A 17,329-nucleotide genomic window follows, 5' to 3' on the forward strand; every position below is an offset into this window, starting at 1 on the left:
TGGTGGTGCGTCGGATCAGGAGTACGGCAGCCTGACGACCGACTGGTTGCCGAGGCCGAGGGTGGTGGGGTTGTTGCCGATCGCCGACCAGACCTCCACCCGGACGGTGCCGCCGGTCAGGTTGCCGAGCGTTCCGCTGCTGGCGGCCAGTCCGGCGGCCTGGGTGTAGTGCTCGTACCCGGTGACCGGGTCGGTGGCGAAGTAGCGGTACGTCTCCACCCGGTCCCAGCTTCCGTTGCCCGTCAGGTCGTAGGAGACCCGCACCTGCACCCCGTTGCCGACCGCGGTGCCGGCGTCGAGGAACAGGTCGAACGCGGTCTGCCCACCGGCGTACCCGAGGTTGAGGCCGGTCGCGGTGAACACCCGCGCGTTGGTCGGGGTGCCGTCGTGGTTGCCGTTGGCCGCCGCCACCGTCGTGCTGGCCGCGCCGCCGGCCGCCCCGAGGCCGCCCCCGCTGAGCAGGTACCGGGTGGGCGAGCCGGACGGCGGCGGGGTGGTGGGGGTCGGGCTCGGGCTGGTCGGGGTTGGCGACGGGCTGGTGGGGGTCGGGGTGGGCGTCCCCGTCGGGCCCGGGCCGACGCCGCCGCTCGCGTTGCCGCCGCTCCAGGTGTACGCCCCGGTGGTGGCCGTCTTCCCGGCCGCCACGGTGAGCGTGGTGCCGTCGGAGAACCGGACGGTGATCGGCCCGGCGGTGATGTTCGACGCCACGTACGTCCTCGCCCCGTCGCGGGTGAACACGGCGCTCAGCGGGTGGTTCGCGCTGACCGTGGTGTCGACGGTGCCGAGCGCGGCGAGGTTGCGGATCCAGTGGAAGGTGTGCGCCCGGCTCTCCCCCTCCTCCGGCGTGTAGCCGGGGTTCGCCCGCAGGCTCGACAGCGCCGCGTTGGCGTCGCCGAGCGCCTGGAACTGCCAGAGGACGTCCTGCCACACCGTCGGCTGCCCGCCGTTGTTGCGGACCAGCTCCGCCCAGTTGGTCCGGACGTACGCCGGGTCGTAGCCGAGGTAGAGGTGGCCGCCGGTGACCGGCAGCAGGTTGATGCCCTGGATCATCTCCGGCTCGGCGCTGAACCAGGTCGAGTACGCCCCGCCGTCGCCCCACACCATGCCGACCGTGGAGTGCCCGAAGCCGGGCGGGAAGTTCTGGTCGGAGTGGTCGAACCAGTACTCCTGGATCGCCGCCGCCTGGGTGGTGTAGAGGAAGATGCCGGCGTCGCGGACGGCGGTGTCGCCGGTGGCCTGGCCCCACTGGATCAGGGCGTTGGCGAAGTTCATCCCCTCCGACGAGGACTCCTGGTTGTTGCCGGCGCCGAACGAGCCGTGACCGGAGGCCCAGTCGTGGCCGGCGTAGATGTCGAAGTCCCGCAGGTACGGGAACCGGGTGTCGTTGCGGTCGTAGTTGTCGGCGTCCCGGATGAGCAGGTCCACCATGCCGCCGTAGCGGGCGTCGGTGGCCCACTGCGGGTCGAACTTGGCCAGCGTGGCCGCCGCGGCGATGAAGTAGCCGTAGTGGAAGTGGTGGTCGTTGAGCTCCTGGTCGGACCCGTACGACGCCGGGTAGCCGATCAGCGTGCCCCAGTTCTGGTCGTAGTAGAAGACCTTCGCGGCCTTGCCGGGCGAGGCGGTGAACCAGTCGGTGAGGGTGGCCCGGACGGCGTTCAGCGCGCTGTCCCGGGTGGCGGTGTCGCCGACCAGGTCGGCCACCTCGGCGATCCGGGCGGCCCGGCCGAGGCCCTTGCCGGTCCAGTACGTGTCCCCGCCGCGCTGGTCCATCGGGTTGCCCCGGACGGCGGCGAGCTGGTCGCGCAGCGTGGTCAGGTCGGCGCCGGAGCCGTCGCCGACGGCCGGCAGTTCGGGCAGCACCCCCTGGAAGGTCATCGCGGTGCGGAACTGGCTGACGCCGGTGAGCACCTTCATCCGGCCGCGGGCCGACGGGTAGCTCTGGGCGATCGGGGTGGAACCGGTCAGCGCCTTCCACTGGTGCGGGTAGAGGCTGACCACGGTCTGGGTGGCGGTGCCCTCCCGGGCCGTGGTGGTGAACGCGTACGTGGTGGTCATCCGGCTGCTGGCCTGGTCGTAGGCGTACGAGACCCGGGTGCCGGTGACGTGGGCGTGCGCGTACCGGCCGTAGGAGGCGGCCAGGTCGGCGCGCTCCTGCGCGGTGCTGCTCGCGGTGGTGGGCAGCAGGGCGAGGGAGAAGTAGCCCCTGCCGGCCAGCGTGGAGGAGATCCGGCCGCCGCTGACCGTCCAGCTCGCCCCGGTCGGGGCGTACCCGACGTAGTCGTGGCCGGCGACGGTGAAGCCGATCGTGGCGCCGCTGTTCGACCAGACGGTCGGGGTGCTGTTGGCGCTGACCACCGCGTCGCCGCCGGTGGTCTGGAAGTACGCGAACGGCAGCCCGTGACCGATGGTGGCCCGCATCGTCCGGGCCCCGTCGCTCCAGTACGGGGTGACGGTCCAGTCGGTCCAGTCGGCCACCTTCACGGTCGGCGCGGCCAGCCCGGCCACCCCGACGCGGATGTCCTGCACGTACGGGTAGTGGAACTCGCCGACGCCGGTGGCGGTGCCGCTGATCGCCGGGGTGGAGTTGGCGGAGAAGCCCAGCCCGTCGGTGAACGTGTCGTAGGAGAGCGGGTGGGCGTGCAGCGGCTCGCTGTAGGCGCAGTCGGTGCGCTTGAACAGCAGCGACGACCACCAGTCGTTGGTGGGCACGGCACCGGCGGGGGCGTCGGCGGTGACGAACTGCCGGGGGTTGGTGGAGAGCTGCCCGCACCCGGAGGGCAACGGGCCGACCGGGGTGGTGGTGTAGCTGCCCGCGCCGACCGGGGCGGCCTCGGCGGGGGCGGTGTTGGCGGCGACGGCGAGGCCGCCGGCGACGAGGGCGAGGACGGTGGTCGAGGCGAGGGCCCAGAGGCGGTGGCGGTGTGGTGCGGGAGGTGTCACGGGTGCCTCCATCGCGCGGGGCTGCCGGACCGGCCGGCGGCGGCGCTTGGTCGGAATCGGGAGGTTCGTTACCTGTGAGAGCGCTCTCTCAGGAGGCGACGTTAACCGCTTCCCGAGACATGCGTCAATGTGTCCGACCGGTTAAGCCGTGATGTCGCGATTGGCCGAGCGGTGGGCCCGCTCCCGGCGGCTGACCACCCGGCGCGGTCAGCCGCCCCCGCCGCCGGCCGCCGGGGCCTTCGGGCAGCCGTGCTCGCGCCGCCACGCGCCCACCTCGACGGCCGGCTCGCGGTTGCCGTCCCGCCGCCACGAGTCGAGGTAGCGGGCCGGCCAGACCACCCCCCGCCGGATCCACCAGTCGCCCCGGGCGGTGCAGGGCGGCGAGATGCCGAAGTGCAGGTGGCAGACGTTGTTCGCGTTGCCCGTCTGGCCCACCCTGCCGAGCTGCTGGCCGGCCCGCACCCGGGTACCCGCGTCGACCCCGGTGGCGATCGCGCTCAGGTGCGAGCCGTAGTAGCGCACCCCGTCGTCGCCCAGCAGCGACACCGACAGGCCCCCGTTGTTCGGCCCCCGCGGCCCCCGCCGGTCGAACCGGTCCACCCGGCTCACCTCAAGAATCGTCCCGTCGGTCACCGCCACCACCGGCTCGCCGCAGTCGGCGAAGATGTCCGTTCCCGGGTACGCCGAGTGGGTCGGGTGGTAGTCGACGTTGCCGGCGCGTACCGGGAAGACGTGCCGCAGGCCGGCCCGGGTCGGCGCGGTCGAGGCCGACGGCCGGGCCGGCGTCGGCGCCGGCGGTGCCGTCGGCGTGGCCGGCCGGTCGGCGGTGGCCGGGCCGGTCGGCCCGACCCACCCGCTGCTGCTCGGCGCGGCGGACGGCGGCGGCGCCGAGCAGCCGGCGGCCAGCACCGGCGCGAGCAGCAGCAGGACCGGGTACGCCGTACGCGCGCGGCGCCGGCGCGGGAAGCGCGAGGACATCCGGCCATCCTGACAGAACGGTTACGGTTGGGGCAGTACGGTCCGGGGCGCCGCCGGCACCAGTCCCGCCCGGCTGGCCGGACCGCCCGGGTAGGCAGGACCGCCCGGGTAGGCAGGACCGCCCGGGTAGGCAGGACCGCCCGGGTAGGCAGGACCGCCCGGGTAGGCAGGACCGCCCGGTGCGGGAGCGCCGGCTCGGAAGGAGTGACGGTGACGACCTGGCAGCCCACCCTCCCCGCCGATCCGGAACCGGGGCGTCCCGGTTCGCGTACCCCCTCGGGGCTCTTCCCCTCCGGGCCGCCGTCGCGGCCGACCTGGCGGGAACCGCACCCCGTCACCGGGGCGGGCGTCGCCTCCGGCGGCGCGCTCGCCGCCGCCTGGTTGGTGCTCTTCGGCCTGCTCGGCCACGACGTCCCCGGGTACGCCTGGTGGACCGTCCTCGCCGGCGGGCTGGCCTGGCTGGCCGCCCTGGCGCTCGTCCGGTTCGGGGACCGGGGGGTGGCCACCGGGGTCGCCATCGTCACCGCCGGCGGCTGGAGCGTCGCCGCCGCGGTGGTCGCTGTGCGCTGGGCGACCGTCGGCGACTGGCCCCTGTGGTGAGACCGCAGCCGGCGCGGCGCGAGGCCGGTGACCGGAGTTGCCGCCGTGCGGCTCGGCACCGCCCACCACGCCGACGGCAGGTGCCCGGCGCGGGGCCCGCCCGGGTCGGCCGAGCACCGTCGGTCGCGGCCCGGCTGCGCACAGAATCCCGTCTTGACGTACCCGCTCCGACGGCGCACCCTCGGCGGTATGGCCTGGACCACCTCCCGCCTCGACCCCGAGCGGAGCCGCCGCCGCCTACAGATCCTCGCCGAGCTGGCGGGGGCCCGAGCGGTACGCAAGCAGGACCGGCCGCAGCGGGCACGCACCGAGCGGTTGCGGCAGCTGATCGCCACCCGGCGTCGCGTCGCGGGTTGAGCCGGCACCGGCTGGCCGCCGCACTTTCCAACCGGATTGACCGGCCCTTCGGGGCGTTGACCGGTCGCCTGCCGACCCGACCGGTTAACGTGCACGCGTAACGAGTCGGCGAGTTGTGCCGAGGCTATTGGGGGGACCGTGTCGTACTTCGCTGCCGCGGTGGTGCGCGACGAGGGCGGCTGGGCAGCCGCCGAGGTGAACCTGCGCGGCGCCACCGACGTCGACGAGGTCGCCGACCGGCTGCGCGACGTCGAGCCGGACGCCGACCTGTCGCTGCTCTTCGTCGAGGCCGACGACGCCTACCTGGTCATCCTGCGCCTCGACGAGGGGGAGGACCTGCGGGTCTTCGGCTCCGACTCCGCGTACGCCGAGGAGTCCCGGCTCGGTGCCCTGCTGGTCGGGGACCTCAAGGCGTCGGTCACCGGCTTCGACGAGACCGACGAGCCCCGGTCGAGCGCGGCCGGGAGCGACGACGACAACGAGCAGCCGGCCGTCGACCCGGAGGCCGACCCGGTCGGCGACGCGGACCTCCTGGCGGACCTGGGCATCTCCACGCAGCGGCTGCTGGCCCTCTGCACGCACGAGGGGATGCTGCCGGCCGACGTCACCACCGAGGTGTGCCAGATCCTCGGCTGCGCCGAAGAGGTCGAGGAGTTGCGTGGCGTCTGACCCGGCACCCTCCACCGGCGGGGCCGGGCTGACCGGTGGTGGGTCGGCGGCGGCGGGTGCCGCCGAGCCGGCCGATGCGACCGACCCGGCGCTGGGGCCCGTGCGACCGGGCCAGCCGACCCCCGGCGCGGTCGGGCGGGTCGGGCCGGGCGCGGCCGAGGGACTGGCGGAACTGGACGGGACCGGCCGCCGGCAGCGGCACGAGCTGTGGATGCGCCGGGCGCTCCAGGTCGCCGTCACCGGCCCGGAACCGGCCGGCCCCGGCCCGACGGCGGACGACGTGCCGGTGGGTGCCGTGGTCTACGGTCCGGGCGGGGTCGAGCTGGCCGTCGGGCGCAACGAGCGGGAGCTGACCGGGGACCCGACCGCGCACGCGGAGGTGCTGGCGCTGCGCCGGGCCGCCGAGCGCCTGGGCCGCTGGCGGCTCGACGACTGCACCCTGGTGGTGACCCTCGAACCCTGCACGATGTGCGCCGGGGCGATCGTGCTGGCCCGGATCCCGACCGTGGTCTTCGGGGCGTGGGAGCCCAAGACCGGGGCGGCCGGCTCGCTCTGGGACGTGCTGCGCGACCGTCGCCTCAACCACCGCCCCGAGGTCTACGGGGGGGTGCTGGAGGCGGAGAACTCCGCCGTCCTGCGGGCCTTCTTCCGCTGAGGCGAGATCCGCCGTGGCGGGGCGCGCCGGGGGCAGGATCGCGCTCGATCCCGGATCTGGTGGCGTCCGGGCAGCCGGACGCCACCGTTTCCTGGATCGAGCGCGATCCCGCAGGGGCGGAGTGGTCAGGCGATGATGGTGTCCAGGCCGATCTCGACCATCTGGGAGAAGGTCTGCTCGCGCTCCTCCGAGGTGGTCTTCTCGCCGGTCTTGATGTGGTCGCTGACCGTGAGGAGGGTCAGCGCCCGGGCCTTGAACCGGGCGGCGATCGTGTAGAGCGCCGCGGACTCCATCTCCACGGCCAGCACGCCGTAGTCGGCGAGCGTGTCGTACAGGTCGGGGCGGTCGGTGTAGAAGGCGTCCGCCGCCAGGACCGGGCCCACCCGCATGGTGACGCCGCGCCGCTCGGCCACCTCCACCGAGGTACGCAGCAGCCCGAAGTCGGCGACCGGGGCGTAGTCGATCAGCCCGTCGAAGCGCATCCGGTTCATGTTCGAGTCGGTGGAGGATCCGATCGCCGCCACCACGTCCCGCAGTTGGAGGTCCTCGGCGAGCGCCCCGCAGGAGCCGACCCGGATCAGGGACTTCACGCCGTACTCGTTGACCAGTTCGTGGCCGTAGATCGAGGCCGACGGCATGCCCATGCCGGAACCCTGGACGGAGACCTCGACGCCGTTCCAGCGGCCGGTGAAGCCCAGCATGCCCCGGACCGTCGAGTAGCACGTTGCGCCCTCGAGGTAGGTCTCCGCGATCCACTTGGCCCGTAGCGGGTCGCCCGGCATCAGGACCCGCTCGGCGATCTCTCCCGGCTTCGCGCCGATGTGCGTACTCATGGCAGGAATCCTGCCAGGCCGGCCGGGGCGATACCGGTTCGGCATCCGGACCCGGCGTCCTGTACCCTTCTCGGCGGTGGCGTGTCCGAGTGGCCTAAGGAGCACGCCTCGAAAGCGTGTGAGGGTTTACGCCCTCCGCGGGTTCAAATCCCGCCGCCACCGCTCGCAACAGCGAGAACGCCCGGCCCGTCCGTCAGGACCGGCCGGGCGTTCCGCTTGTGGTCTCGGTTGCCCCCGCGCGGCGTAGCGCAGCCGTCATCGCCGACTGGTGCTGGCTCACTCCTCTCGTGTCACCTCGACTGGCTGGTCGAGCTGCTGCTGCCGCTTGTTCTGCTCGTCGCGCAGGCGCTCGACTGTGTCTGCGAAGAGGGCGTATGCTTCTGCCTCGCTCAGCTTGGCGTACTTCCCCACGCGAAGCTCAACAGCTTCGTATTCTCTCTCGATGGCGTCAGCCGTCTGCTGGGAGTTGAAACTGCGCTCGTGGTATTTGAAGTAGCCCGTGAAGCCTGCGGCGAGACCTACCGCCGCGCTAGCTCCTACGGTTAGCCACCTCGCTTGAACGAACGAGACTGACGCCGTGGCGATGGCAGAGGTGATTACCGAGCCGACAATGATGATGCTTTGGAAACGGTTGTGCACCTCCCGGGTGCGGCCCGCGTCCTCCCTGAACTGAGAAATCAGGTCAGGGACATCATCCCTATATCGCTTCTGCGCAGGTAGGGCGGAGTCATGCTCGCCGTCACTCCCTGTGTCTGCCTCTGCCTGCGTCCTTCGACGGACAACGTGGAGCTTCTTGATGATGATGCGCGTAGAGCGAGTCCGTTTGTACTGCCAGTAGGCAAGCGCTGGCGATGCAAGAAGAGACATGCCGGCTGCAACGTAGATTGGAACAGCGAACCGGGAGATCTGTACGAGTATCTTCAGCGTTGCGATTGCGGCGAGTGCAATGAGCGCCAGGTTTCCAAGAAAAATCCAGGCTAGACCTGCCTTGCGCCAGATCTCTTGAAGATGCAGCTTCTCCTCCGCGTCTATGATCAAGCTGCGTATGTAGTCCGGATGCCAGTCTTTGGACTCGTTATTGACTACATCGGCCCATTTTTGCTCACTCGATTCCCCGGGCTGCATGACCGTCACGCTATGGCGAGTGCGGAGAGTTGGAAAGATGAACGCTTGTCGTGATATCGACACTTGCCTTAGAGGATCCTGCGTGATTCGCGGCGTACGACGCATCCGGTGCGATGTACACCGGATGCGTCGTACCGGCACGTCACCAGCAGGCTCAGTCTGGGCGCCGTGCAACCCGCAGGGCGTCTGTGGTGCCGCTCTTAAGAAGGCCGCCGACCTGCCGGGCGATGTCTCGCCGTACTTTGGTGGTCATGTGCTGATAGCGGGTCGCCATCGCCGAGTTGGACCACCCCATGATGACCATCACGGCCCGTTCGGCGACGCCGAGAATCAGCAGCACCGTGGCGGCGGTGTGCCGGGTGTCGTGCAACCGACCATCCCGTAGCCCGGCGAGCCGGAGCAGGCGCTTCCATTCGTCGTAGTCGGTGCGTGGGTTGACCGGGCCGCCGGTCGGCGTGGCGAACGGCCAGTCGCCACCCTCCCAGAGTTGGGCGGCGGCCGCGCGCTCCTGGTCCTGCTCGTCGCGGTGCTTGTGCAGCAGCGCCACCAGTTCGTCGGGGAGTCCGATGCTGCGGCGCCCGGCCCGCGACTTGGTTTCGGCGGTGTCGGCGCGGACCTGGCGGCGGTCGGGGCAGTGCCCGCCGTGCTTCCGGCCGCACGGTGAGCCGCACCCGTGCTCCCGTGCCCCATGCACGGCAAGGAGATAGTTCCACGGTGGTCGATCTCCGGCAATCGGCTTTCTGTCCGCCGCCACGCTTCGTCAACAGGGGCCGTAGCCCTCGGCGAAGAGGCGGCGGGCCCAGTCGGCGTACCCCGCGATGATCTTTCGGACCGTGCGGCCGTCGTGCAGGAAGAGGTACGCGCGGTCGCCGCGGCGGGCCAACAGGCCGTCGAACCGGTACGTCCCGTGTGGGGCGTCCAGCCGGCTGACCCGCGCGTAGCGGGCCCCGACCTGGTCGACCGGGGTGCCGACGGTGACGCCCTCCGGGGTGCGGATCGGATCGTCGAGCCAGAGCAGCACCAGCCGGTCGTCGACGAAGATCGGGCTGGCCTCCTCGTGGCCGGCGAGCGTCGGCCCGCACGCGTCGACCTCGGCGCGGAGTATGCCGCGCCGGGTCAGGTCCGCCTCGGTGTCGCCGAACTCGACGTTGCGCAGCCCACGCAGGTCGACGACCTCCGCGGGGCGGGCCGGGCGGCCGGCACCGGGCGGGTCGGGCGGGCGAAGGCCGCTGCCGGCGTCGACCGGCCCCTGTGGACGCACGCCGCTGCCGGCGATCGAGGCAGCCGCCAGTAGTGTCGCAATGAAAACGAATTGCCGCAATTTCATGGAATCCCCCAGTCCCCAACGGGGCCGGGGCGTTCAGGTTGCTGCCGAGCGACGGATTCCCTGATTTCCCATTCCTCGGCCAGCTCGTCCCAGTAGTCGGCGGTGAGCCCGCGCCGGCCGTGGGTCAGCCAGCCGTCGGTGTTCCGCTCCAGGTGCAGGCCCAGCTCGGCGAACGGGTCGATCCACCGGCCCGGCTCCGCGCCGAGGCGGACCAGCGCCGCGTTCAGCGGCCACTGCTCGCGCGGGGAGTCCAGCACGTCGTCGAAGTGCGGCCCCCAGCTCACCGCGCCGGCCAGCCAGACCACCGCCGCCTGGCGGCCGACGCCGCCGGAGAACTCCGCCTCCAGGTACGCCACCGGCCCGAGCCCCGACCACCCGGCGAACAGCGCGGCCAGGGCCGGCGAGAGCACCAGCTCGAACGGTCGGTCGGGGCCGGGCTCGGCCCCGACGAAGTCCGGCAGCGATCCGGTCAGCTCCTCGACGAGCTGCGGGGTGACCGGCAGCAGGGCGAAATCCTGGCGCAGCGCGGCGAGCACGGCGTGGTCCAGGTCGGCGGTCTGCTCGCGGAGCAGTTCGACGTCGGCGACCACCGCGCTGAGCTGGTAACTCATCGGACCCCTCCGGCATCCACAGGCTGTGGATGGAACATGTGTACGACCGGGAGCGGAGCGCCGGTGCTGCCCGGAAGGTACCGGGGCGCTGCGTGGTGTGCACGTCGCGCATCAGGCCACAACGGTGCTCTTGCCCGACCGCCGCCCCCGATCACTCCCGCGCCGGGAGACGACGAAGGGCCGGCCCCGCCGGGGCCGACCCTTCGTGCCGCTCTTCCGAGCGGAGACTACGAGAGTTGAACTCGTGCCGGTGTCGACCCGGCCCGCCCTGCTCAGTACACCGCGCCGCCGCTCTGCGGCCCGGCGATGCGCAGGCCGTACCGCATGGGCCAGACGCGTTCGGTGCGTACGGACAAACCGCTCCACGAGGTCGACTGCGGGACGAGCCCGCCGGTGGAGCCGCGGAACGAGCTGATCGACCCGGACGGGTATCCGGGGTGGTCGCCGGCCACCTCTTCCCCGTACGACGCCACGACCGCGTCCAGCCCGCCGACGCCGTCGAGGCTCAGCAGGGCGACGGAGGCACCGAACTTGTCCCCGCGCTCGGACGAGTCAGGGACGGCCGCGTGGTTCTGGTCGAACTGCTGGGCACCGCTCCCGGTCAGCCCGCCGGCGGAGCCCTTGAGCAGGGTGACGACGCCGGCCTCGGCCGTCGAGCCGACGGCCTCGCCGGGCGTGCCGACCAGCACGTCCGCCCTGCCGTCGCCGTCGACGTCGCCGGTTGCGAGGGTCGCACCGAAGCGGTCATCGTCCTCGGGCTCACCCGGTACGCCGACGGTGCGCTGCGTGATGATCCGTACGGCGCTGCCGGACAGGCCGGCGGAGCGGCCCGTGAAGACCGCGACGAGGCCACCGTTGAGGTGCGGGGTCTGGGCGCCGGGCGCACCGGCGACCACCTCGCCCAGCCCGTCGCCGTCCACGTCGCCGATCGCGAGAGCCTCACCCAGGTACCACGCGATGGTGTCGCTGCGGCCCGTCGCCCCGTACACCGCCGCTCCGGTCACCGATGTGGCCCCGGTGAGCGAGACCCCGGCCGCCGAACCCCACATCAGGGTGACCATGCCGGTGCCGTCCCAGGAGACGCCGTCGTTCTCGTGCGGGGCACCGTTGACCAGGTCGGCGTACCGGTCGCTGTTGACCTTGCCGATCGCGAGCGTGAAGCCGAAGTGGTCGTTGCGCTCGGCCGAGCCCGGCACCGCGGCCTGGTCCTGGTGGAGCTGCCGGGCGCCGGTGGCCGTGAGGCCCCCCGATCCGCCGAGCAGGACGGTGACCGTGCCGGCCTCCGCCGCGCCTCCGATCGACTTGCCGGACGCGCCGATCGCGAGGTCGTCGCGGCCGTCCCCGTTGATGTCGCCGGCCGCGAGCGCCGACCCGAACCGGTCGTAGTTCGCCGGGTCTCCCGGGACACCCGGCGAGCTCTGGTTGAAGTGGGTCGCCGCGTCAACGACCAGGCCCGTCCGGCTGCCCGGGATGACCCAGACTCCGCCGGCGTGGACCTTGGTGCCCGGATCCACCTCGTCCGAGTCGCCGACAGCCAGGTCGTCGTAGCCGTCGCCGTTGAAGTCGCCCGCCACGAGCGCGATACCGAAGCAGCCGCAGCCGCCGTCCGACGACAGGACACCCAGGAGATAGTCGACCTGCGGCGCGGACGAGTAGCGCACGGTCACCACGCCGGTCGGGTAGTGGGGGAGGTTGGTTTCGAAGGGGTCGCCGGTGGCCGCGACGTCGTCGACGCCGTCGCCGTCGAAGTCGGAACGGGTGAGACCGGTCGCCTTCACCCGGATGCCGATCTTCTTCACCGGGCCGCCCATCTTCGCCACCCGGTGGTGTTGGAGGACGACGCCCTCCCGGGTGACGGTCCGGAATTCGTCCGCCGCCTCTGCGGGAGCACCGACTGTCAGCCCGGCCAACACGGCCAGAACCGAGACGCTCGCAACTCTCCGACGCACCAGAACCCCCCGCTCGCTGTGGACGCCCCGACACCCTAGAAGGTCGGATCGATGACCGTAATCAGATGAACGGTCACCTCGCGCGACGGCCGGGCGGCACCGTCGGCCGAACGGCCGGACCGTCACCCCAGGCCGTTGCGGATGCGTCCACCCGTTTGCGGGCCTGCCGGACGCTGCCCTCGGCGAGGTACGCGCGTCCGTCAGTCGGCCAGCGACATCGCGTACTGGATCGTGATAGAAATCGTCACTGCTCACACGGAAGGACACGAGTGAAACGCCGACTTCTGCATGCACTGACGGCCATGACTGTCATCATTGCCGGTACGGGCGTGGTAGCCACGCCAGCCTCGGCCAGCGACGCGTGGGGCATTGTCTGCAACCTCAGGGAGAACACCTGGCTCCGCGCCGCGCCTCAGAGCGGCTTCGTGCTGCGTACCCTGACGGCCGGGCGCGGATTCCGCTGGCACGGTCAGGTCTGGGCCATCGACGCCGACTCCTGGGTCTACGGCCACGGCGCCGAGGATCCGTCACTGGACGGCTGGGTCCCGGCCCGCAACACCACCTGCTGAACCCGTAGCTGACGGGGGATGGCCGCAGTCGCCTGCGGCCATCCCCGTACCCATTCTCGCCGGCGAGCACGGGCACGACGTCGTCTACCAGAAGAATGCACTCAACCTCGACCTGATTGTCCGACGGCGGCTACCGCGGCGATCCTGAGGTGATCATCCGTACCGCGAGGCCCGCGACGGCAGCGAGCTGCCCGACCGGCAGGCCGGCCTGGACGCGGTGACGGACGGTGCGTGCCCAGGTCGAGCAACCCGGGCCAGGATCGAGGGCTTCCCGACACAGACAACGCTGGGCCGATCCGGTGAGGGGATCGGCCCAGCGTTCGTGCTGCTCAGGTGAGCGGAGGATACGAGATTCGAACTCGTGAGGGTGTAAACCCAACACGCTTTCCAAGTCTGTCGTCCTGCGTCCGCCGAGTGCTGTAGCCGTACCGGGCAGCAGCGCTGGCATGGAGCGGACCATGGCCGGATCACCTTGAACCTGGCCGAACGAGACGACAACTGAGACGACTGATGTCCTCCCAGGCTCCAGGCTCCAAAAATGAACCAAGACCCTCTGTGGGAGGGGCCTTGACCTGCTGTTACCTCTGTTCGAGGTGGCCGGACTGGACCGACGACCTTTTCGCCCCGACTTACGTCTGGCTACCTCTCGCACCCTCAAGTCCGGCTATCCATGCAGGTCAGCGTGTTGGCATCCGGTGGCATGACTCGGGGGGTGACTCTGCCTCTCCCATGATCGCCTCCCAGAACACGCTGGTGGAGGGCGCAAACCCTCACAAGCTTTGGAACCTCAGCGAGCAACCCGGGCTCATGAACCCAGGGCACAACATCGGTCGACCGTCCAAAGCATGACGTCCTCCGGCCATGGACTGGCGATCGGTTGCCGTTTGCGTTCGTGCCAGGCACAACTACGCTGTGTCTATGGAGCCGGAGCTTGTCGCACTCGCCACCGCCGGAGCAACCACGGTGATCAACGCCATGGCGAGCGAAGCGTGGAGCCAGGTCCGCGCCTCGTTCGCCAGAATATTCGCGAAGCAGGATGCGGCAGTCGAAGCGGCAGTGGTCCACGAACTCGAAGAGGCCCGAGAGGCGCTACTCACTACGCAACCACACAACGACGCGCTTCGAGAGCGCCTGACGCAGCAGTTCGCCTCTCAGCTTCAGATGCAGTTGCTTACGAGCCCTCAAACGCGCGAGCAGGCCCGTAAACTCGTGTCCGAATTCGGCGACAGGGCTGGATCCGCCGATGCGGCCGCTCGTGACGTAAGGCTCGACGCCGTAGCGCGAGATAGCGGACGGGTCTATCAGGTCGGGCAAGGAAACCAGTTCAACCTCTAGGGGACTAGATATGGCAGCCGGTGAACTGGTATTCGGTCACGCTGAAGACCATGGCCATGTCTATCAGCTGAGACATGGGCAACAGTTTAACTTCGAAAATGCGTTCATTGGGTCAATGGACGCCCTGCTGCCGTTGCTGCCGGATGCGGCGATAACCGCCCTCGTTCGAGAGTGGGATCCCATTCACCTCGGTATTCACCGAGCCACGGTGGCGCACGGAAACGCCGTCCCTCCCTATATTGAGAGGGACGTGGATGGCGAGCTGCGTGCTCGGGTTCAACAGGCTGCAAGAGAAGGTGGAATGGTCCTCCTCGTGGGGGATTCAACGGCCGGAAAGTCGCGCGCCGCATATGAGGCTTTAATGGCAGTAGCGCCGGATCACCTGCTACATCTACCGAATGATCCGTCGTCGCTGCGTTCGGCGCTTCTCTCGATCCTAACGGCATCAGGGCCACACGTGCTTTGGCTGGATAACCTAGAAAGCTACCTTGGTCCGGAGGGGCTAACAGCAGGCCTTGTATCCCAGCTTCGGAACGCCGGCGTCCTTGTAATATGCACCCTGCGCACAGCATATTATCGGCAGCTGTCTGACTCGGAGCAACTGGGATCGGCACGGACGTCCGCTGGGCCATCTAGAGTGAGTGAAACGATAATGGCTTCACTCGAGCCCATCATTCTGCCTCGCGTTTGGAGCCCTGCAGAGCTCGAACGAGCTAAGGAAGCCTCAGATCGCCGCATCCTTGACGCAGTTCCTTATGGCGATACGTATGGGCTTGCAGAGTACCTTGCGGCAGGGCCAAGGCTCTTCCGCGAATACAGGTTGGCTGCTGAGGGCGGAGGCAATCCGAGGGGTGCCGCTCTTGTCTCAGCCGCGATTGATTGCAGCCGGGCTGGCCTAGACCAGACTATCCCTACCGCTCTGCTCGAACAGACACATGAGCACTACCTCCGGAGTATGGGCGGAGCCATGCTGCGTCCCGAACCATTCGAAACCGCGCTGGGTTGGGCCACCAGGCGGCGGTATGGGATCACAAGCATGCTCATACCTACTAATGAGCCGAATGTTTATCGCGTGTTCGACTACCTACCTGACGCATTGGCGCGTGCGACAGGTAATTCGACTGTCCCTGATGCGACCTGGAATCTCGTAAGAAATTACTCGAAGGGGCAGCAAGGTCTTGCATATCGTGTGGCCGTGGCCGCCGCAGCGCAAGGAAAGTATGCGATCGCGGAGGAAATATGGACGGAATTGGCGACGGAAGGAAATCCCCGGGCCGCAGACCGGTTGGCGATACTTCTGTACAAGCTCGGACGCGAACAGGAGGCGGCCACTTGGACAGAGCATGCAGCTACCGGGGGGAACATGGCAGCGGCTGTCCGCCTCGGGCAATTGCTGTTGGCCGCAGGAAACCTCACCGATGCGGAGAAATGGCTTCGGGCCGCCGCAGAAAAGCGACATTCTAGGGGAGTCGCCTTACTCGCGAATCTGCTTGAGGACGACGGCAGGTTTGAAGAGGCGATCGAGTGGTATGGCATCGCAAATGAACTTAAGGTTAAGAATGCCGTCGGTGGGCTGGGCTACGTTTTGGCGCAGACCGGCAAGCTTGACGAAGCCGAAGCCCTTCTTCGTGAAGCCGCGGATCGTGGCGACGCCAACGTACTTAACACGCTCGGCATTGTTCTCTCCGAGGGGAAACGTGACGAGGAGGCGGAGTCTGTTTGGCTGAAGGCTGCGCAAGAAGGTAGTGCCGAGGCAATGAGCAACCTCGCGGTTCTTTACTCAAGGAAGAAGTGCTGGGAGGAGGCGGAACGATGGGCGCGACAGGCGGTGGCGTCCGATGGGAACCGCGCGCATGGCGCTCTAGGCGCCGTGCTGATAAACCGTGGCAAGGGCGCGGAGGGAGAGAAGATTCTCGCCCTCGGAGTTGAGGCGAACGATCCCTATGCCATGTTTCGGCTAGGGCAGCGCCATGTTGAGAAGGGTAGGCTGGAGGAAGGTGAGAGGCTGCTTCGTCAGGCCGTCGGAGCGCGGTATTGGCAAGCAGCAGGCGATTTGGCCGAGCTTCTGGAGAAGAAAGGCCGTGCTACGGAGGCGGCACCATATTGGGACGTGGTCCTAGTGCGGGGCGATACCGTTGCGGCGCTGCGATTTGGCAGGGCTCTCAAGGAGCGAGGAGATCGAGTACGCGCCCAGGATCTATTCCGCCGCGCTTCCGAAGCGGGCGATCAATTCGCGACTTGCGAGCTGGGTCGACTCATGTGGCAGCAAGGGGATGCCGCGCAAGGAGAGGAGCTGCTCAAGCATGCGGTCTCTATGAAGCACTCTCATGCCGCCTGTGTTCTCGGAGCATACCTTGCGACGGCCGATCGCTTTAGCGAAGCGATTGAGTTTTGGGAGCTGTCGTATCGAAACGGGCATCACCACAACGCGCGAAACATCTCGCGGGCCTATATGCTCGCCGGGAGGCCGGATCTAGCTGCGATATGGCTGAAGAAGGTTAACATGGTCAACACTCGACGGGCCAAACCGACTGCCAAGAAGAAGAGGCGTAAGCGCAAGTAGCACGAGCCTTCACTCCTCTTCTTCGGTTAGCATTTTAGATCTCTAAGGCTGTCTGGCCATCGGCTACGCTGCAAGGTCGAGCAACACCCCAGCGATCCGCCCCATGCTGGTAATCTCCAGGTCTGCCCCCGCTACTCGGAACGCCTCAGCCTTCGAGGGCCGATTCGCGTAGCCGACCACCCGCACCCCTGCGGCCCGCGCACCCTCGATGTCGGACAGTGAGTCGCCGACGAGAACGCATCGGCTCGGCGTTTCTCTGAGAGTTCGGACGGCTTGCAGGATCGGTTTGGGGTTGGGCTTCATCCAGGTCGGCTCGGCGTATGCCCGGCCGACCACCGGCGATACGTGGCCGGCGAGCCGGTGCGCTGCTAGGTAGGCGCTGACCGACCCGGCGGAGTTGTTGCTGACCACCGCTACCGAAAGCCCGGCCTGCCTAGCAGCCACGATGACCTCGCGCCCGTACGGCGTCGGTTCGGCAGTCTCGACGGCCCGGTGCTCGGCCGCGCAGAGAGCATTCTCCACGGCCCGTGTGACGTCCCGGTCGCCGGCTGCGCCGGTACGGCGCAGTACCTCAAGCGGGTCTGGTTCGCTAGCCAGGTCCGGCGGTACGTCGACGCCGCGCTGCCGCAGTACGTCGACCAGCTCGGCGGCAACCAGTGGCGCCGGGTAGCCGGCGAAGATGCTGCACACCGGACCGTCGAAGTCGAGCAGCACTGCACCGACCTCACCGAGCAGCCGGCCGAGGTCGGCGGTCAGCAGCTCGGCGGACTGCTCTGGGGCGATCCTGCCCGCCGGCCGGGGGAGAGCAGCGACGAGCC

At 69.3% G+C, this 17,329-nt stretch carries 15 protein-coding genes, 1 tRNA gene and 1 pseudogene; 8 read left to right on the top strand and 9 right to left on the bottom strand.

Annotated features, from left to right (window positions below; translation table 11 throughout):
* Nucleotides 1–15: 15 nt before the first annotated feature.
* Nucleotides 16–2,940 carry a glycosyl hydrolase gene (locus OOK41_RS04290; RefSeq protein ID WP_266263040.1) on the bottom strand — a complete coding sequence of 975 codons (2,925 nt, stop codon included), beginning with the start codon at nucleotides 2,938–2,940 and terminating at the stop codon, nucleotides 16–18.
* 207 nt (nucleotides 2,941–3,147) lie between these two features.
* The gene (locus tag OOK41_RS04295) at nucleotides 3,148–3,918 is read right to left on the bottom strand and encodes a M23 family metallopeptidase (protein WP_266263041.1); all 771 of its coding nucleotides are present in this window, start codon (nucleotides 3,916–3,918) and stop codon (nucleotides 3,148–3,150) included.
* A gap of 210 nt (nucleotides 3,919–4,128) precedes the next feature.
* On the opposite strand from OOK41_RS04295, the gene OOK41_RS04300 reads away from it, so the two are divergent.
* From OOK41_RS04300 to OOK41_RS04315, 4 genes are all read left to right on the top strand, one after another.
* Nucleotides 4,129–4,518: a hypothetical protein gene (locus OOK41_RS04300; protein WP_117673142.1), complete on the top strand. Its 390-nt coding sequence runs from the start codon at nucleotides 4,129–4,131 to the stop codon at nucleotides 4,516–4,518.
* Nucleotides 4,519–4,671: 153 nt separating this feature from the next.
* Nucleotides 4,672–4,875, top strand: coding sequence for a hypothetical protein (locus OOK41_RS04305; RefSeq protein ID WP_128763706.1), 204 nt, complete (start codon nucleotides 4,672–4,674; stop codon nucleotides 4,873–4,875).
* Nucleotides 4,876–5,013: 138 nt separating this feature from the next.
* Nucleotides 5,014–5,544: a tRNA adenosine deaminase-associated protein gene (locus tag OOK41_RS04310; RefSeq protein WP_266263042.1), complete on the top strand. Its 531-nt coding sequence runs from the start codon at nucleotides 5,014–5,016 to the stop codon at nucleotides 5,542–5,544.
* A gap of 211 nt (nucleotides 5,545–5,755) precedes the next feature.
* Nucleotides 5,756–6,199 carry a nucleoside deaminase gene (locus OOK41_RS04315; RefSeq protein WP_207892944.1) on the top strand — a complete coding sequence of 148 codons (444 nt, stop codon included), beginning with the start codon at nucleotides 5,756–5,758 and terminating at the stop codon, nucleotides 6,197–6,199.
* A 125-nt stretch (nucleotides 6,200–6,324) separates the two neighbouring features.
* Here the strand turns inward: OOK41_RS04315 and deoD are convergent, their stop codons facing one another.
* Nucleotides 6,325–7,032 carry a purine-nucleoside phosphorylase gene (gene deoD / locus OOK41_RS04320; protein ID WP_266263043.1) on the bottom strand — a complete coding sequence of 236 codons (708 nt, stop codon included), beginning with the start codon at nucleotides 7,030–7,032 and terminating at the stop codon, nucleotides 6,325–6,327.
* A gap of 75 nt (nucleotides 7,033–7,107) precedes the next feature.
* Here deoD and OOK41_RS04325 point away from each other — a divergent pair.
* Nucleotides 7,108–7,194 (top strand) — tRNA-Ser (locus tag OOK41_RS04325).
* 114 nt (nucleotides 7,195–7,308) lie between these two features.
* Here the strand turns inward: OOK41_RS04325 and OOK41_RS04330 are convergent.
* From OOK41_RS04330 to OOK41_RS04350, 5 genes and pseudogenes are all read right to left on the bottom strand, one after another.
* On the bottom strand, nucleotides 7,309–8,157 hold the full coding sequence (locus OOK41_RS04330) for a DUF4231 domain-containing protein (RefSeq protein WP_266263044.1): 849 nt from the start codon (nucleotides 8,155–8,157) through the stop codon (nucleotides 7,309–7,311).
* Between the two features lie 154 nt (nucleotides 8,158–8,311).
* A pseudogene (locus OOK41_RS04335) lies at nucleotides 8,312–8,836 on the bottom strand (tyrosine-type recombinase/integrase); the annotation flags it as partial.
* A gap of 81 nt (nucleotides 8,837–8,917) precedes the next feature.
* Complete coding sequence (locus tag OOK41_RS04340; RefSeq protein WP_266263045.1) at nucleotides 8,918–9,484, bottom strand: hypothetical protein; 567 nt, start codon at nucleotides 9,482–9,484, stop codon at nucleotides 8,918–8,920.
* Nucleotides 9,481–10,095: a hypothetical protein gene (locus OOK41_RS04345; protein ID WP_266263046.1), complete on the bottom strand. Its 615-nt coding sequence runs from the start codon at nucleotides 10,093–10,095 to the stop codon at nucleotides 9,481–9,483. Before OOK41_RS04345 ends, OOK41_RS04340 begins: the two co-directional genes overlap by 4 nt.
* A gap of 272 nt (nucleotides 10,096–10,367) precedes the next feature.
* On the bottom strand, nucleotides 10,368–12,044 hold the full coding sequence (locus tag OOK41_RS04350; protein ID WP_266263047.1) for an FG-GAP-like repeat-containing protein: 1,677 nt from the start codon (nucleotides 12,042–12,044) through the stop codon (nucleotides 10,368–10,370).
* Between the two features lie 302 nt (nucleotides 12,045–12,346).
* On the opposite strand from OOK41_RS04350, the gene OOK41_RS04355 reads away from it, so the two are divergent.
* The 3 genes from OOK41_RS04355 (at nucleotide 12,347) to OOK41_RS04365 (ending at nucleotide 16,511) form a co-directional block, all read left to right on the top strand.
* Nucleotides 12,347–12,613 (top strand): hypothetical protein, encoded by a 267-nt coding sequence (locus OOK41_RS04355; RefSeq protein WP_266263048.1) that lies wholly within the window; start codon nucleotides 12,347–12,349, stop codon nucleotides 12,611–12,613.
* 918 nt (nucleotides 12,614–13,531) lie between these two features.
* Complete coding sequence (locus OOK41_RS04360) at nucleotides 13,532–13,948, top strand: hypothetical protein (RefSeq protein ID WP_266263049.1); 417 nt, start codon at nucleotides 13,532–13,534, stop codon at nucleotides 13,946–13,948.
* 1,195 nt (nucleotides 13,949–15,143) lie between these two features.
* Nucleotides 15,144–16,511 (top strand): lipopolysaccharide assembly protein LapB, encoded by a 1,368-nt coding sequence (locus tag OOK41_RS04365; protein WP_266263050.1) that lies wholly within the window; start codon nucleotides 15,144–15,146, stop codon nucleotides 16,509–16,511.
* Between the two features lie 63 nt (nucleotides 16,512–16,574).
* On the opposite strand, the gene OOK41_RS04370 is transcribed toward OOK41_RS04365, so the two are convergent.
* Nucleotides 16,575–17,267, bottom strand: coding sequence for an HAD family hydrolase (locus OOK41_RS04370; RefSeq protein WP_266267728.1), 693 nt, complete (start codon nucleotides 17,265–17,267; stop codon nucleotides 16,575–16,577).
* Nucleotides 17,268–17,329: the final 62 nt, after the last annotated feature.

The sequence above is a fragment of the Micromonospora sp. NBC_01655 genome (genome assembly GCF_026339755.1).
GTDB lineage: Bacteria > Actinomycetota > Actinomycetes > Mycobacteriales > Micromonosporaceae > Micromonospora.

Coding starts and splice junctions, on each gene's coding strand:
- OOK41_RS04295 (WP_266263041.1), bottom strand. CDS start 3,918: ATGTCCTCGCGCTTCCCGCGCCGGCGCCGCGCGCGTACGGCGTACCCG.
- OOK41_RS04315 (WP_207892944.1), top strand. CDS start 5,756: ATGCGCCGGGCGCTCCAGGTCGCCGTCACCGGCCCGGAACCGGCCGGC.
- deoD (WP_266263043.1), bottom strand. CDS start 7,032: ATGAGTACGCACATCGGCGCGAAGCCGGGAGAGATCGCCGAGCGGGTC.
- OOK41_RS04330 (WP_266263044.1), bottom strand. CDS start 8,157: ATGCAGCCCGGGGAATCGAGTGAGCAAAAATGGGCCGATGTAGTCAAT.
- OOK41_RS04340 (WP_266263045.1), bottom strand. CDS start 9,484: ATGAAATTGCGGCAATTCGTTTTCATTGCGACACTACTGGCGGCTGCC.
- OOK41_RS04345 (WP_266263046.1), bottom strand. CDS start 10,095: ATGAGTTACCAGCTCAGCGCGGTGGTCGCCGACGTCGAACTGCTCCGC.
- OOK41_RS04355 (WP_266263048.1), top strand. CDS start 12,347: ATGACTGTCATCATTGCCGGTACGGGCGTGGTAGCCACGCCAGCCTCG.
- OOK41_RS04360 (WP_266263049.1), top strand. CDS start 13,532: ATGGAGCCGGAGCTTGTCGCACTCGCCACCGCCGGAGCAACCACGGTG.